Genomic DNA, 14,137 nt, shown 5'->3' with positions numbered 1-14,137 from the left:
TGGCCGAAGGCTTGTGTCATGATGATCCGACCGCAGGTTAGTCGTCCTCTTCCTATATGAATAGATCTTCCGCGTTGCTCCTTGCTTTTGTCTTCCTCAGCGGCTGCCAGGCCATGGCCCCCGTGTCGCCGGACGGTACACCGCCGGTGGAAGACAGCACACCCGCCCCTGAAAAGCCCAAGGTTTATTCCTCGTTCAGTGAAGAAACGGTGTTCAGCCTGCTCAGTGCGGAACTGGCCGGCCAGCGCAATCGCTTCGATATTGCGCTGGATAACTACGTGACCCAGGCCATCAACACCCAGGATCCGGGAATTTCCGAGCGGGCGTTCCGCATTGCCGAGTACCTCGGGGCCGATCAGGCCGCGCTGGATACTTCGCTGATCTGGGCAAAGAACGCGCCGGACGATCTGGAAGCCCAGCGGGCAGCCGCCATTCAATTGGCGCGGGCCGGGCGCTATGACGACTCCATGGTCTATATGGAGAAAGTCCTGCAAGGCAAGGGCGACACCCATTTCGACTTCCTTGCGCTGTCGGCTGCCGACACCGACCAGGACACCCGCAATGGCCTGATGAAGAGTTTCGACCGCCTGCTGCAAAAACACCCGAAGAACAGCCAACTGATATTCGGCAAGGCCCTGCTGCTGCAACAGGATGATGAAGCCGAAGCCGCACTGAAGCTGCTGGAACAGAACCCGCCGGAAGACGGCGAGATCGCGCCGATTCTGCTGCGCGCGCGCCTGCTTCAGAACCTCAACCGCGGCAAGGAAGCGATTCCACTGCTGGAAAAAAGCATCAAGAAATACCCGGACGACAAGCGCCTGCGCCTGACTTACGCACGCACCCTGGTGGAGCAGGACCGCATGGAGGACGCCAAAGTGCAGTTCGCCAACCTGCTCCAGCAATACCCCGATGACGATGAACTGCGTTACTCCCTGGCGCTGGTGTGCCTGGAAGCCAAGGCCTGGGACGAGGCCAAGGGTTACCTGGAAGAGCTGATCGAGCGCGAAAGCCATGTCGACTCGGCGCACCTGAACCTGGGTCGCATCGCTGAAGAGCGCAGCGACCCGCAGGCCGCCCTGCTCGAATACGCACAGGTCGGCCCAGGCAACGACTACCTGCCGGCCCAACTGCGCCAGGCCGACATCCTGATGAGCAACGGGCGTACCGATGAGGCAGAAAAACGCCTGGCCGCTGCACGGGATGCCGAACCGGACTACGGGATCCAGCTTTACCTGATCCAGGCCGAGACCTTGTCAGCCAATAATCAGGGCGAGCGCGCCTGGAAGGTGCTGCAACAGGCCTTGTTGCAATTCCCCGACGATTTGAACCTGCTGTACACCCGCGCCATGCAGGCGGAAAAACGCAATGACCTGGCGCAGATGGAAAAAGACCTGCGCCTGATCATCAAGCGCGACCCGGACAACGCCATGGCCCTGAATGCCCTGGGCTACACCTTGTCCGACCGCACCACGCGCTACGACGAAGCCAAGGCGTTGATCGAACAGGCGCACAAGCTCAACCCGGAAGACCCGGCCGTACTCGACAGCCTGGGCTGGGTGAACTATCGCCTGGGTAACCTCGACGAAGCCGAACGCTTGCTGCGCCAGGCCCTGGAGCGCTTCCCCGACCAGGAAGTCGCTGCACACCTGGGCGAGGTGCTGTGGGCCAATGGCAAGCAGCGCGAAGCCCGCCAGATCTGGGAAAAATTCCTCAAGGAACAACCAGAAAGCCCCATCCTGCGCGGTACCATCAAGCGCCTGACCGGATCCGAGACCCTTTAAGCTTATGTTCTTGCGCCACGTTATCGTTTTCAGCTTCATCGCCCTGCTCGCCGGTTGCGCGGGCTTCGGTGCCCGCGAATCCGTTGAGGGCCAGGGCAACCCGGCGCAATGGAAGCAGCACAAGGATCAGCTCGGCAGTATCGACGGCTGGCAGATCGAAGGCAAAGTCGGGGTGCGCGCACCGAAAGATTCCGGCAGCGGCACCTTGTTCTGGCTGCAACGCCAGGATTACTACGACATTCGCTTGTCCGGCCCCCTGGGGCGCGGCGCCGCGCGCCTGACCGGCCGCCCGGGACAAGTCAGCCTCGAAGTCGCCAACCAGGGTCGCTACGAGGCCACCTCGCCCGAAGCGCTGCTGGAAGAGCAGATTGGCTGGAAACTGCCTGTCTCGCACCTGGTGTGGTGGGTCCGCGGCTTGCCCGCGCCGGACAGCAAGAGCCGCCTGAGCCTCAACGGTGACAGCCGCCTGGCCACCCTGGAACAGGATGGCTGGCAGCTCGAGTACCTCAGCTACGTGGAACAGGGCGGTTATTGGCTGCCAGAGCGCATCAAGCTGCATGGCACCGACCTTGACGTCACGCTGGTGATCAAGGACTGGCAACCGCGCAAGCTGGGGCAATAACGTGGCCGTACAAAAACTGACCCTGCCCTCTCCTGCCAAACTCAATCTGATGCTGCACATTCTCGGTCGCCGTGAAGACGGCTACCACGAGCTGCAGACACTGTTTCAATTTCTCGACTACGGCGATGAGCTCACCTTCGCCCTGCGCGACGATGGCGTGATCCAGCTGCACACTGAATTCGAAGGTGTGCCCCACGACAGCAACCTGATCGTGAGGGCCGCGAAAAAACTCCAGGAGCAGTCCGGCTGTTCCCAGGGCATCGATATATGGATCGATAAAATTCTGCCCATGGGTGGCGGAATCGGTGGTGGCAGCTCGAATGCAGCGACCACACTGCTGGGTCTGAACCATTTGTGGCAACTGGGCTGGGACCATGATCGCCTGGCTGCGCTGGGCCTCACGCTGGGCGCCGACGTCCCGGTTTTCGTGCGTGGACACGCCGCTTTTGCTGAGGGCGTGGGGGAAAAACTCACCCCGGAATACCCCGAAGAGCCGTGGTATGTCGTGCTTGTCCCGCAAGTATCTGTAAGTACAGCAGAAATTTTTTCAGATCCGCTGTTGACACGTAACTCTCCTCCCATTAAAGTGCGCCCCGTTCCCAAGGGAAACAGTCGAAATGACTGCTTACCGGTTGTAGCAAGGAGTTATCCAGAGGTACGTAACGCTTTGAATTTGTTAGGTAAATTTACCGAAGCAAAATTAACCGGAACTGGAAGTTGTGTGTTTGGGGGCTTCCCAAGCAAAGCTGAAGCTGATAAAGTCTCGGCCCTTCTTACAGAGACCCTTACAGGGTTTGTAGCAAAAGGAAGCAACGTTTCGATGTTGCATCGCAAGCTGCAAAGTCTGCTCTAAAAGGAATCGAGTACTGGGTACTCGTTGCAACAGATACAGGGGCGTCGCCAAGCGGTAAGGCAGCAGGTTTTGATCCTGCCATGCGTTGGTTCGAATCCAGCCGCCCCTGCCATTTTCTAATACTCATCCAGGTTACCCTCAGCCTCTAGGTACTGCGCGTGTCCAAGATGATGGTCTTTACGGGGAACGCCAACCCCGATCTGGCTCGACGTGTCGTACGTCAGCTGCATATCCCTCTCGGTGACATCTCTGTCGGTAAATTCTCCGACGGCGAAATTACAGCCGAGATCAATGAAAACGTCCGCGGTAAAGACGTCTTCATTATCCAGCCGACCTGCGCTCCGACCAACGATAACCTGATGGAACTCGTCGTGATGGCTGATGCCTTCCGCCGCTCCTCAGCGACTCGAATCACAGCTGTAATCCCTTACTTTGGTTATGCCCGCCAGGATCGCCGTCCGCGTTCCGCACGTGTGGCTATCAGCGCGAAAGTCGTTGCTGACATGCTGACCGTGGTAGGTATCGACCGTGTGCTCACGGTTGACCTGCACGCTGACCAAATCCAGGGGTTCTTCGATATTCCGGTAGATAACATCTACGGCTCCCCCGTCTTGGTGGATGACATCGAAGACCAGCGCTTTGAAAACCTGATGATCGTGTCCCCGGACATTGGTGGCGTCGTGCGTGCACGAGCTGTTGCCAAATCCCTGGGCGTGGACCTCGGGATCATCGACAAGCGCCGTGAGAAAGCCAATCACTCTGAAGTGATGCATATCATCGGTGATGTCGAAGGGCGTACCTGTATTCTGGTTGATGACATGGTCGACACCGCCGGCACCCTGTGCCACGCGGCCAAAGCCTTGAAAGAGCACGGTGCAGCTAAAGTCTTCGCCTACTGCACACACCCTGTGCTGTCGGGCCGAGCGATCGAGAACATCGAGAACTCTGTGCTGGACGAATTGGTGGTGACCAACACCATCCCGTTGTCCGCCGCCGCTCAAGCCTGTGCGCGTATCCGTCAACTGGATATTGCACCGGTAGTTGCCGAAGCGGTTCGCCGCATCAGCAACGAAGAATCGATCAGCGCGATGTTCCGCTAAGGGTCAAACCTTCGGAACACCTCACTGACGAAAAGCGCCCCGCCCCAGCATACTGTTGGGGCGGGGCTTTTTTGCCCATATCGCCTTTAGCGCTGGTCGCAAACGCTGGGGCGAATGTGGTTATTTTGGAGATACAACATGAACGATTTTACTCTGAATGCTGAAGTGCGTTCCGACCTGGGGAAAGGTGCGAGCCGCCGCCTGCGTCGTCTCGCAAGCCTGGTTCCAGCTGTAGTTTACGGTGGCGACAAAGCCCCTGAATCCATCAGCATGCTGGCTAAAGAAGTTGCCAAACTGCTCGAAAACGATGCGGCCTACAGCCACGTTATCGAACTGAACGTTGGCGGCAAAAAGCAAAACGTCATCATCAAAGCCCTGCAACGTCACCCATCCAAGGGTCACGTTCTGCACGCTGACTTCGTACGCGTAGTAGCCGGCCAGAAACTGACCGCTATCGTGCCTGTGCACTTTGTTGGTGAAGAAGCTCCGGTCAAGAAAGGCGGCGAGATCTCTCACGTCCTGAACGAAATCGAAGTGACTTGCCTGCCGAAAGATCTGCCTGAGTTCATCGAAGTCGACCTGTCGGCTCTGGAAATCGGCGCAATCATCCACCTGTCCGACCTCAAGGCTCCTAAAGGCGTTGAGTTTGTCGCACTGGCTCACGGTGATGACAAAGCTGTTGCAAACGTACACGCTCCACGCGTTGCTCCAGAAGCTGAAGAAGGCGCTGCAGAGTAATTCACTCTGTATTGCCGGAGCTTGAGGAAACATCGCGGACCGAAACGTAGCGAGAAAGCGGGCGATAACGCGGCGTTTACTCTTGAGTAAATGATCTCTTGTCGTCCACTTTCGCCGCACGCGGGTGTAGCGATGTTATCCACAACTCCAAAGGAAGGGCCCCTGTCGTGACTGCCATTAAACTGATCGTTGGCCTGGGAAATCCAGGCGCCGAATACGAACAGACCCGGCATAACGCAGGGGCCCTTTTTGTTGAGCGCATCGCCCACGCCCAAGGTGTAAACCTGGTGGCCGATCGCAAATATTTTGGCCTGACCGGACGCTTCTCGCATCAGGGTCAGGATGTTCGTCTGTTGATTCCCACCACCTACATGAACCGCAGCGGCCAGGCTGTAGCGGCGCTTGCGGGCTTCTTCAGGATCAAACCCGAAGAAATCCTGGTGGCCCATGACGAACTGGACCTGCCACCCGGCGTTGCCAAGCTCAAGCTCGGCGGCGGGCACGGCGGGCACAATGGCCTGCGCGACATCATCGCGCAGTTGGGCAATCAGAATAATTTTTACCGCCTGCGGCTCGGCATTGGCCACCCAGGCGTCGCCAGTATGGTTTCAAATTTCGTCCTGGGTCGTGCGCCACGCGCCGAACAGGAAAAACTCGATGCCAGCATCGACTTTGCCCTCGGCGTGCTGCCGGATATCTTCGCCGGTGAATGGAACCGCGCGATGAAAAACCTGCACAGCCAGAAGGCCTGACTTTTTTCCGAGGGGAAACACCATGGGATTCAATTGCGGCATCGTCGGCCTGCCCAACGTCGGCAAATCCACCTTGTTCAACGCTTTGACCAAGTCCGGTATTGCGGCGGAGAACTTCCCCTTCTGCACCATCGAACCCAACAGCGGCATCGTGCCGATGCCCGATCCGCGCCTGGAAGCACTGGCGGCCATCGTCAATCCCAAGCGCATCCTGCCGACCACCATGGAGTTCGTCGACATCGCAGGCCTGGTAGCCGGCGCGTCGAAAGGTGAAGGCCTGGGCAACAAGTTCCTGGCCAACATCCGTGAAACCGATGCCATCGCCCACGTGGTCCGCTGCTTTGAAGACGAGAACGTGATTCACGTCTCCAACAGCGTCGACCCGAAACGCGACATCGAGATCATCGACCTGGAACTGATCTTCGCCGACCTCGACAGCTGCGAGAAGCAACTGCAGAAAGTCGCACGCAACGCCAAAGGCGGCGACAAGGACGCAGTGGTCCAGAAAGGCCTGCTGGAACAGTTGATCGCGCACTTCACCCTGGGCAAGCCGGCACGCAGCCTGATGAAGACCATGGGCGCTGACGAGAAGGCCGTGGTCAAGGGTTTCCACCTGCTGACCACCAAGCCAGTGATGTACATCGCCAACGTCGCTGAAGACGGCTTCGAGAACAACCCTCTGCTCGACGTGGTCAAGGCCATCGCCGACGAAGAAGGCGCCATCGTGGTGCCGGTGTGCAACAAGATTGAAGCGGAAATCGCCGAGCTGGATGACGGCGAAGAAAAAGACATGTTCCTTGAGGCCCTGGGCCTGGAAGAACCTGGCCTGAACCGCGTGATCCGCGCCGGCTACGAAATGCTCAACCTGCAGACCTACTTCACCGCCGGTGTCGAAGAAGTCCGCGCCTGGACCGTAAAAGTCGGCGCCACTGCGCCACAGGCTGCCGGTGTGATCCACACCGACTTTGAAAAAGGCTTTATCCGCGCGGAAGTGATCGCCTACAACGACTTTATCCAGTTCAAGGGTGAGGCCGGTGCCAAGGAAGCGGGTAAATGGCGTTTGGAAGGTAAGGAATACATTGTTAAAGATGGCGATGTGATGCACTTCCGCTTTAACGTGTAAACGCTACCTGCGAAGTCTACGACAAATAAAAAAGCCGATGCACTGCATCGGCTTTTTTGTAGGTGAAACTTCCTAACATAGGACAAGCATCGTTCACACTTCACTACCAGACTTCCCCTACTTACCCCCCTCCGCCTTTAATGCAGCCAGGCAGTTGCACAATTTAACCTCAATAATGCCGGGGTTTTCCTACATTATTCCGGCCCACACTTACGTCAATATCCCAGTATAAGTTCTATACCCTCATTCCTGATTGACGAGCATAGACTGTCCTCTCAACACTGAAGTCGAGCGATAATGGAGAACTCTTCGATGTCGGTCTCCACCCTTGGAGAAAATGAAAAAGATACTTCACTCTTCGAAGACACGGATATTGAAAACACACTGAGCAGCACGGCCCCCCTCAACATAGACATACTGTTGCTGGGAGAAACCGGCACTGGCAAAGATACCCTGGCGCAGCGGGTTCACCGCCTATCGACCCGGCGGGGCAATTTTGTCGCGGTCAATTGTGCGGCTATTCCTGATAGCCTCGCCGAAAGCCAATTGTTCGGCGTCAACAGCGGTGCCTATACCGGCGCCATCCAGTCCCGTGCCGGTTTTATCGAGGCAGCCCATCTCGGCACCCTGTACCTCGATGAGATCGATAGCATGCCGTTGAACCTGCAAGCCAAACTGCTGCGCGCGCTGGAGTCGCGGGGGGTGGAGCGCCTGGGCTCAACCCGCTTCATCCCGGTGGACATGCGTGTGATCGCGTCTGCCCAACAATCGCTCCACCAGATGGTCGAACTCGGAACCTTCAGGCGCGACCTGTACTTCCGTCTGAATGTCGTCAACATCCAGCTTCCAGCCTTGCGTGATCGGCGAGAGCACATCATCCCGTTGTTCCTGGAGATGATTCAGCAGGAAGCCCACCGGTTCAAACGCACTGCCCCGCCGCCCTCCGACGGGCTGCTGCAACAACTGCTGTGCCATACCTGGCAGGGTAATGTTCGGGAGTTACGCTCCACGGCCAAAAGGTTCGTGCTGGGCCTGCCACCGTTTTCAACCTCAGTGAGCGAGCTGCAGGATGCCCAGGTGAACCTTAAGACACGCCTGCAGCACATTGAAAAAGCCTTGATTGAAGAGTCGCTGCACCGCCACCTGTATTGCGTGGATACCGTGGCGATTGAATTGGGTATGGCAAAACGCACGCTGTACTACAGGATGAAGAAATTGGACATCCCACTGTCCTGAGGACAAAGGGAACTATTAAATACTCAGTAAAACTCCATCCTTCCAACTCAAAAACCACATATATAGAAACAAATAGCCACAAACCTGTTTGGAACGGTTTAGCCCCATGAACCACCTACTCACAGCCTGGTTCAAGTTACAAAAAGTTCCAGACATCCACGAAGCTTGACTCACGACAAGTGAATCAACGTTCAAAACATCAAACTCGGAGTCTTATTATGGCTGGTATATCCGGTAGTAATTCGTACGGTTCAAACGCATACAACAACGCCTCGATGTTCGGTGGTGCCGATGGGGTAGCTGGTGGTGGAGGTGGTGCAGGTTCCGCGTCTGATCGCGCAGCCGCCGTCGCAGAGGCGACTTTCCAAGAGAGCTTGAAGGCAAAGATGATCACTGGCTTGTACGCCGCAGCTAAAGAAATCCGCTCGTAACAGGACCACCTCCCTGGCTCATTAGCCGGGGAGGTGTCATATGAGCTTAAATCGCAAATGCGGCATCCGCCATTATCACCAACCTGCTTCAGCCCCCATACCGCAGGCCCTATATGCAGATAGAAGCATTTGATTTTTCAACGCTGAATACGCGTCGCGGAGGCACTGATGTTACACAGAAAAACTCAATATCCAGCACGGATGTAAGTTTCTTCGCGTCAATGCTCGAAGGCTCGAAAGCCAGCACGCCTGCCGTCGCCCCCCCTGCTGTATTAGCCATGCTGGCGGAGCATTCAAGTTATATCGAAAATAAAAAAAACCGCCTCGCGCGGGCGCTGAAATCATCAAGTAAAGGCATGGACTCTGAAAAATTCAGAGAGTACCCGCGCGAACTCTCTAATGTGGCGCTCACTACCCAACTGTTAGTAAAGAGCCTTGGCAAGACAAGCCAATGCATCGACAAAATCTGTAACATGCAATAGTGAACATGATTAAATCCCTGCCCGCCGCCCTGCTTTTTATTCTTGTATGCACGTTAAACGGTTGCAGCGACCGCGTTGAACTTCATCGGCAACTTTCTGAGCAAGAAGCCAATGAGGTGGTCGCGGAATTGGCAGATAAACATATTCGCGCCCAAAAAATCCCGGCCAAAGACGGTGTCGTCGTGGCGGTCAACGCCACCGATATTGGACGCGCCGTACGTACATTGGAAGCCGCAGGGCTACCTAGAATGGCGCGGACGACGCTGGGCGATACCTTTCGCAAGGAAGGGGTTATTTCTACCCCACTGGAAGAACGGGCACGCTACATTTATGCCTTGTCCCAAGAGCTAGAAGCCACCTTGTCCAACATTGACGGGGTGATTATTGCCCGGGTACACGTGGTATTGCCGGAACGCATCGCGCCAGGGGAACCGGTCCAGCCCGCATCCGCATCAGTCTTCATTAAGCATGACCCACGCCTGGACCCCGATAATATCCGCGCACGCGTTCGCAGGATGGTAGCGAGCAGCATTCCAGGCATGACCACAGCCGTGGATAACCTGCAGAAACTCAGCGTGATCTTTGTGCCTGCTGCCACTTATCAGGAGCAGCAACGGCTGGTGTATTTCGGCCCGTTCCTGGTGCCCAGCGATGATCTCGGTTTTTGGCGAGGCAGCGTTATCGCGGCACTTCTCGGCGTGTTGTCATCCGTGGCCGGTACACTGTTCCTGCTCAATCGACGTCAGCCTCTTCTGCGAGGGCCGCAAGTAGCGCAGGAACCAATTGGCCCAGCTCATGACGCCTAGATTCGATCATTCAATGAGTGAACGCCTGGCCTGGGCTGAATGGTGGGCGTTTCCCTGGGAGCACGCTCACGAGGACTGGAGAGGTGACAAGTACACTTCAATTAGCGTGCTTTATCACAGCAGACGTTCCGCCCCGGATGGTCTCACAAGCATTGCCGCGTGCTTGCCTCCGGCCCCCCACCCCACCGTACTTCGCCTGGCCCTCGCATCAACGGAGCAACTCAACCTGGCGCTGACACTGGTTCACGGCACGTTCAATCCCGAGGCCGCACCGCCGTTGAGCGAAAGTCAGCATCTGTGGTGCATGCGTTTGTCCAAGGCGTTGCCCCCTACCATGCTGTCGCCGGATGCTGATCCGCTGCAATTGCTTTCCAGCTGGATAGAACCCGATACGTGGCAGCGCCTTCGATTGCGGTTCCCCCGTAACCGCGTATGTGCGGTTGAGAAAAGTAATATCTCACTCGAAAACTCAAGCAGCCGACTGAACACGCTCTGGCAAGCCGTAGTCTGGCGCGTGACGACATCGGCGAACGCCCCTCTGTCCCTTGACTCGAACGCGTAAGGAAAACAGAGATGTTATGTCGATACACCGTTGAATTGCCCAAGGATGCTGCGGGATTGTCACGTTGCCTGATTCCCCGGGAGGAACTTGCAAACTGGGAGCACGCCAACCAGCTCATCAGCCACGCCAAGGCACAGGCCGATGAACTGATAAACCAGACAGAGAGACAGTGCGAACTTCTGCTGGAAAAGGCGTCCCTGGATGTCTGGCAACGCGCAGACGCCCAATTCAAACGCTGGGAACGTGACCGTCAAGCGATGTGTGACAACCTGGAGGAGTACGCAACATCGATCACCAACCAAGCAATTAGACGCCTGCTTGGCGAAACGGTAGCCCCTCAGCGGCTGTCAGCCCTGCTGAAGCAATTGCTGGCGGACCAGATTCAGGAGATCGACGCGGCGCTTCTCTGTCACCCCCAGGACTTTGAGGAGGTAAAACAGTATCTCGCCCATCACAAAGCCACGCTCTGGAAGCTTCACCACGACGAAACAATCCCTGCTCAGACACTTGTATTGAAAACCGACGAGGGTGATTTCCGTATCAGCTGGAATTCAATGCTCGATGCCTTTTTCAATCATGGGAGAGACTACCGGATAGACATTTAATTGCATCCGCTATGCATCGCCGACAACGAGCCTTGACAAAACCTTATTAATCCATGCACCTCCACATAATAAAGAGGGTAACTAATGAGTATTTTCAACAACCTTCCAGAGGAGCTTTCTAAAAACGCCAAAAATGCCCATAGACTTTATAAAAAGCTCCATACCCTCACATCTCAAGAGCAGGCTGATGCAAAGTTATTTTATGAGCTTGCAGTAAAGAGCACCCTGTCCCAGATGGCATATCTGGAACATACGCGTGTTTCGCATATGTTGCTCAAAAGCACTTTTGAAAGTTTCCAATAATATGCAAGCGTTAGTCCGTGATTGGTTAATCAGCGGCAAAGAACAACTCCGTTTGTTTGAGGGCGATGACGAAATCATGCTGAATCGTCAGGGAGACGCTTTGGTGCTGAGTGTTCAACTGACCTTGACTCGCCCAGACACCGCCACCTTGCAGCGCTGGATGCGCCTGGGCGCTGCCAGCCTGAATCACTTCCATGGCGCACTGGCTCAAAAAGCGGACAGCGGTGAGCTGTGGCTGATCCAGAAACTGCCAGGTGGGCAGGGAGAGGCATACGTACTCGGCTACCTTGAAGCCCTGCTGAACCAACGCGACACCTGGCGCGCCACAGTCGCGCGCCTTGCTCGCCACCCCCAAAACCTCAAACCCACCTCACTACGCTCACTGTCGTACTAACCAGAGAACCGGCAATGCATAACAAGAACCACGAGCACAGTCGCTTACGCCGTGCTTCGCCCAAGGGATTTCCCTGGCGTAACGCTATCCTGCTTTCCTGGCTGCTGATCCCAGCAGGGAACACACTGGCGGCCATCCCCCCCGAGTGGAAAAACACCGCCTACGCTTATGAAGCTGAACATAAGCCCCTCCGGGAAGTGCTGGAGGATTTCGCCCAGACCTTTGGGACACAACTACATGTCGAGGGCCTGCTGGAAGGCAACGTAAATGGCAAGATTCGCGCTAATACCCCGCAGTCGATGCTCGACCGTCTGGGGGTAGAACACCGTTTCCAGTGGTACCTGTACAACAACACCCTCTATATCAGCACGCTGGACCAGCAAGACTCGGCGCGCCTGGAGGTTTCTTCCGAGACCATTGCCGACCTTAAGCAAGCGCTCACCGATATTGGCCTGCTCGATAGCCGTTTCGGTTGGGGCGAGTTGCCCGAAGACGGCGTGGTACTGGTTTCGGGCCCTCGACGCTATATCGAGCAGATCAAACAGTTCAGTACCCAGCGCCGCTCTCCGGATGAAAAGCAGAGCGTGCTGAGTTTCCCGCTTAAATTCGCCAATGCGACGGATCGTCAAGTGGATTACCGCGGCGAGAAGCTCACTATTCCGGGGGTGGCCAGCATTCTGCGTGGATTGCTGGAGCCGCGTTCCAATTCGACCCTCAACAGTCTGAACCAACCCTCCCCGTCACAGCCTGCGCCGCTCGTACCGAACATTCCCCGATTGAGCAACCCCTTACTGGGGCAGATGCTGGGTACAAACGTCAACACCGGGCCGTTGGATCCGCTCCCGACACTCACCTCGCGAGCCCCGGTCTCACCCAGCAGGGTTCGCGTCGAAGCCGATGTACGCAATAACGCTGTGCTGATCTATGACCTGCCTGAGCGGCAGGGCATGTATCGAGAGTTGATCACTCAACTCGATGTCGCGCGCAAACTGGTGGAAATCGACGCGATCATTCTCGATATCGAGCGCACGCAATTGCGAGAGTTCGGGGTGAACTGGGGGTTTCAGAACAGCCGATTCCGTGGCGGCGTCAATATGGCACCGGGCACCTCTTCGCAGGTGTCGATTGAGAACCGTGAGCGCTTCTACGCAGATATACGCGCGCTGGAAGCCAAGGGGCTGGCAAGCATGGTCTCCAACCCCTCGGTGCTCACCTTGGAAAACCAACCGGCGGTCATCGACTTCAACCGCACCCAGTACCTGACCCCCGGCCGGGAGAATGCAACCATTTTACCGGTCACCGTGGGCACCAGCTTCCAGGTGGTCCCCCGTGTCATCACCAGCCGTGGCAGCCACCAGATCCATTTGGCGGTGGATATCGAAGATGGCAATTTCAACGAAACCAACCCCACTCCCGGCAACCTCGATGTACGCCGAGGCAAGGTCAGCACCCAGGCCGTCATGGCGGAAAAACGCTCACTGGTGGTCGGTGGTTTCCACGTCACCGAAAGCAGCGACAAGCGCAACAAAGTCCCCCTATTGGGTGATATCCCGCTACTGGGCAAGGCGCTGTTTTCCTCGACAGAACGGCAGAACAATCGACGTGAACGCCTGTTCATCCTCACCCCGCGCGTCATCGGTGACCAGGCCGATCCGTCGCGCTACCTGCCCCAGGCCGACCAGGTCGAATTGCAGGCAGCCCTCGCACCGTTGGCGCGGCGCTACAGCCCTCACCAGCCGGTAATCAAGCGCAGCGACATCATCAGTACCCTGGCGCACATGGTCAGCGGGAAAGTGCCCAAGGCCTTCAAGGCGGCACCAATGCCCCTGGGGCTGGACAGTTTGTGCAGCACCCGCGACTTGCTCGCGCTGAACACCGAACGCAGCCAATGGTATGCGGGACCGGACTACAACGTGGCGGTAGTGGTCCTGCGCAACCAGGTCAAACGCCACGTGCGTATCGACGAAAAGGAATGCAGCAACTCGCAGACCCTGGCCGTCAGCGTGTGGCCGCGCGCCTGGCTCAAGCCGGGTGAAGAAGCCGAGGTGTTTATCGCCATGCGCCCGGTGGTGAAGGACGAACACCTCAGCGTGCCCCGCCCCTCCTTGATTACTCCTGCTCAGAAGGCCACGCCATGAAACACCGCTTATTGTGCGTCACCCTGATCGCAACGGCACTGCTTGTCGCCGGCTGCACGCCCACCTGCAAGGGCGACTCCTGCTCACGCCCACAATCGAGCAAGGACAAGATGGTGATCTGGTGGCCACCGCAGATGCGTGCCGAGCCTGGTCCCGCCGGGGAACGTGCGGATTACCAGACTATCTCGCTGGAACGATGAGCCGCCAGGAA

General features: G+C 56.9%; 16 protein-coding genes and 1 tRNA gene. All 17 read left to right on the top strand.

From position 1 onward, the window contains the following. Positions 1-56 precede the first annotated feature (56 nt). Complete coding sequence (locus tag BLW22_RS00385) at positions 57-1,781, top strand: tetratricopeptide repeat protein (RefSeq protein WP_074843648.1); 1,725 nt, start codon at positions 57-59, stop codon at positions 1,779-1,781. Positions 1,782-1,785: 4 nt separating this feature from the next. After that, positions 1,786-2,403, top strand: coding sequence for a lipoprotein insertase outer membrane protein LolB (gene lolB, locus BLW22_RS00380; protein ID WP_074843646.1), 618 nt, complete (start codon positions 1,786-1,788; stop codon positions 2,401-2,403). A gap of 49 nt (positions 2,404-2,452) precedes the next feature. Beyond that, the gene (gene ispE, locus BLW22_RS00375; protein ID WP_235865563.1) at positions 2,453-3,256 is read left to right on the top strand and encodes a 4-(cytidine 5'-diphospho)-2-C-methyl-D-erythritol kinase; all 804 of its coding nucleotides are present in this window, start codon (positions 2,453-2,455) and stop codon (positions 3,254-3,256) included. A gap of 37 nt (positions 3,257-3,293) precedes the next feature. Beyond that, positions 3,294-3,368, top strand: a tRNA-Gln gene (locus BLW22_RS00370). A 46-nt stretch (positions 3,369-3,414) separates the two neighbouring features. Continuing rightward, positions 3,415-4,356 (top strand): ribose-phosphate pyrophosphokinase, encoded by a 942-nt coding sequence (locus tag BLW22_RS00365; protein ID WP_003171603.1) that lies wholly within the window; start codon positions 3,415-3,417, stop codon positions 4,354-4,356. A 138-nt stretch (positions 4,357-4,494) separates the two neighbouring features. Further along, positions 4,495-5,094, top strand: coding sequence for a 50S ribosomal protein L25/general stress protein Ctc (locus BLW22_RS00360; RefSeq protein ID WP_027606889.1), 600 nt, complete (start codon positions 4,495-4,497; stop codon positions 5,092-5,094). Between the two features lie 167 nt (positions 5,095-5,261). Continuing rightward, the gene (pth, locus tag BLW22_RS00355) at positions 5,262-5,846 is read left to right on the top strand and encodes an aminoacyl-tRNA hydrolase (protein ID WP_010213318.1); all 585 of its coding nucleotides are present in this window, start codon (positions 5,262-5,264) and stop codon (positions 5,844-5,846) included. A 22-nt stretch (positions 5,847-5,868) separates the two neighbouring features. Continuing rightward, positions 5,869-6,969 (top strand): redox-regulated ATPase YchF, encoded by a 1,101-nt coding sequence (ychF, locus tag BLW22_RS00350; RefSeq protein ID WP_065924046.1) that lies wholly within the window; start codon positions 5,869-5,871, stop codon positions 6,967-6,969. A gap of 312 nt (positions 6,970-7,281) precedes the next feature. Continuing rightward, positions 7,282-8,205 (top strand): sigma 54-interacting transcriptional regulator, encoded by a 924-nt coding sequence (locus BLW22_RS00345; RefSeq protein WP_065924028.1) that lies wholly within the window; start codon positions 7,282-7,284, stop codon positions 8,203-8,205. A 544-nt stretch (positions 8,206-8,749) separates the two neighbouring features. Next, positions 8,750-9,118 (top strand): EscI/YscI/HrpB family type III secretion system inner rod protein, encoded by a 369-nt coding sequence (locus BLW22_RS00340; protein WP_074843642.1) that lies wholly within the window; start codon positions 8,750-8,752, stop codon positions 9,116-9,118. Positions 9,119-9,123: 5 nt separating this feature from the next. Next, positions 9,124-9,924, top strand: a complete 801-nt coding sequence (sctJ, locus tag BLW22_RS00335; protein WP_065924027.1) for a type III secretion system inner membrane ring lipoprotein SctJ — start codon at positions 9,124-9,126, stop codon at positions 9,922-9,924. A 13-nt stretch (positions 9,925-9,937) separates the two neighbouring features. Further along, on the top strand, positions 9,938-10,486 hold the full coding sequence (locus BLW22_RS00330; RefSeq protein WP_065948507.1) for a type III secretion protein: 549 nt from the start codon (positions 9,938-9,940) through the stop codon (positions 10,484-10,486). 11 nt (positions 10,487-10,497) lie between these two features. Next, positions 10,498-11,091, top strand: a complete 594-nt coding sequence (sctL, locus tag BLW22_RS00325; protein WP_065924026.1) for a type III secretion system stator protein SctL — start codon at positions 10,498-10,500, stop codon at positions 11,089-11,091. A gap of 84 nt (positions 11,092-11,175) precedes the next feature. Further along, the gene (locus tag BLW22_RS00320; RefSeq protein WP_065924025.1) at positions 11,176-11,394 is read left to right on the top strand and encodes a hypothetical protein; all 219 of its coding nucleotides are present in this window, start codon (positions 11,176-11,178) and stop codon (positions 11,392-11,394) included. Then, entirely contained in the window at positions 11,378-11,788 is a 411-nt protein-coding gene (locus BLW22_RS00315; protein ID WP_323145765.1) for a type III secretion protein, read from the top strand. The genes BLW22_RS00320 and BLW22_RS00315 overlap by 17 nt, the downstream gene beginning before the upstream one ends. 14 nt (positions 11,789-11,802) lie before the next feature. Beyond that, the gene (gene sctC, locus BLW22_RS00310) at positions 11,803-13,926 is read left to right on the top strand and encodes a type III secretion system outer membrane ring subunit SctC (RefSeq protein WP_065924023.1); all 2,124 of its coding nucleotides are present in this window, start codon (positions 11,803-11,805) and stop codon (positions 13,924-13,926) included. Beyond that, positions 13,923-14,126 (top strand): HrpT family type III secretion system protein, encoded by a 204-nt coding sequence (gene hrpT / locus BLW22_RS00305; RefSeq protein ID WP_065924022.1) that lies wholly within the window; start codon positions 13,923-13,925, stop codon positions 14,124-14,126. Before sctC ends, hrpT begins: the two co-directional genes overlap by 4 nt. Positions 14,127-14,137: the final 11 nt, after the last annotated feature.

It is taken from the genome of Pseudomonas marginalis (assembly GCF_900105325.1).
Taxonomy (GTDB): domain Bacteria; phylum Pseudomonadota; class Gammaproteobacteria; order Pseudomonadales; family Pseudomonadaceae; genus Aquipseudomonas; species Aquipseudomonas marginalis.
The sequence above is the reverse complement of the archived record's forward strand: the minus strand, read 5'-3'. Positions and strand labels throughout refer to the sequence as shown.

Excerpts from the sequence above, each read along its gene's own strand:
- BLW22_RS00385 (WP_074843648.1), top strand. The coding sequence starts at position 57 with ATGAATAGATCTTCCGCGTTGCTCCTTGCTTTTGTCTTCCTCAGCGGC.
- lolB (WP_074843646.1), top strand. The coding sequence starts at position 1,786 with ATGTTCTTGCGCCACGTTATCGTTTTCAGCTTCATCGCCCTGCTCGCC.
- ispE (WP_235865563.1), top strand. The coding sequence starts at position 2,453 with ATGCTGCACATTCTCGGTCGCCGTGAAGACGGCTACCACGAGCTGCAG.
- BLW22_RS00360 (WP_027606889.1), top strand. The coding sequence starts at position 4,495 with ATGAACGATTTTACTCTGAATGCTGAAGTGCGTTCCGACCTGGGGAAA.
- ychF (WP_065924046.1), top strand. The coding sequence starts at position 5,869 with ATGGGATTCAATTGCGGCATCGTCGGCCTGCCCAACGTCGGCAAATCC.
- BLW22_RS00345 (WP_065924028.1), top strand. The coding sequence starts at position 7,282 with ATGTCGGTCTCCACCCTTGGAGAAAATGAAAAAGATACTTCACTCTTC.
- BLW22_RS00340 (WP_074843642.1), top strand. The coding sequence starts at position 8,750 with ATGCAGATAGAAGCATTTGATTTTTCAACGCTGAATACGCGTCGCGGA.
- sctJ (WP_065924027.1), top strand. The coding sequence starts at position 9,124 with ATGATTAAATCCCTGCCCGCCGCCCTGCTTTTTATTCTTGTATGCACG.
- BLW22_RS00330 (WP_065948507.1), top strand. The coding sequence starts at position 9,938 with ATGAGTGAACGCCTGGCCTGGGCTGAATGGTGGGCGTTTCCCTGGGAG.
- sctL (WP_065924026.1), top strand. The coding sequence starts at position 10,498 with ATGTTATGTCGATACACCGTTGAATTGCCCAAGGATGCTGCGGGATTG.
- BLW22_RS00320 (WP_065924025.1), top strand. The coding sequence starts at position 11,176 with ATGAGTATTTTCAACAACCTTCCAGAGGAGCTTTCTAAAAACGCCAAA.
- sctC (WP_065924023.1), top strand. The coding sequence starts at position 11,803 with ATGCATAACAAGAACCACGAGCACAGTCGCTTACGCCGTGCTTCGCCC.
- hrpT (WP_065924022.1), top strand. The coding sequence starts at position 13,923 with ATGAAACACCGCTTATTGTGCGTCACCCTGATCGCAACGGCACTGCTT.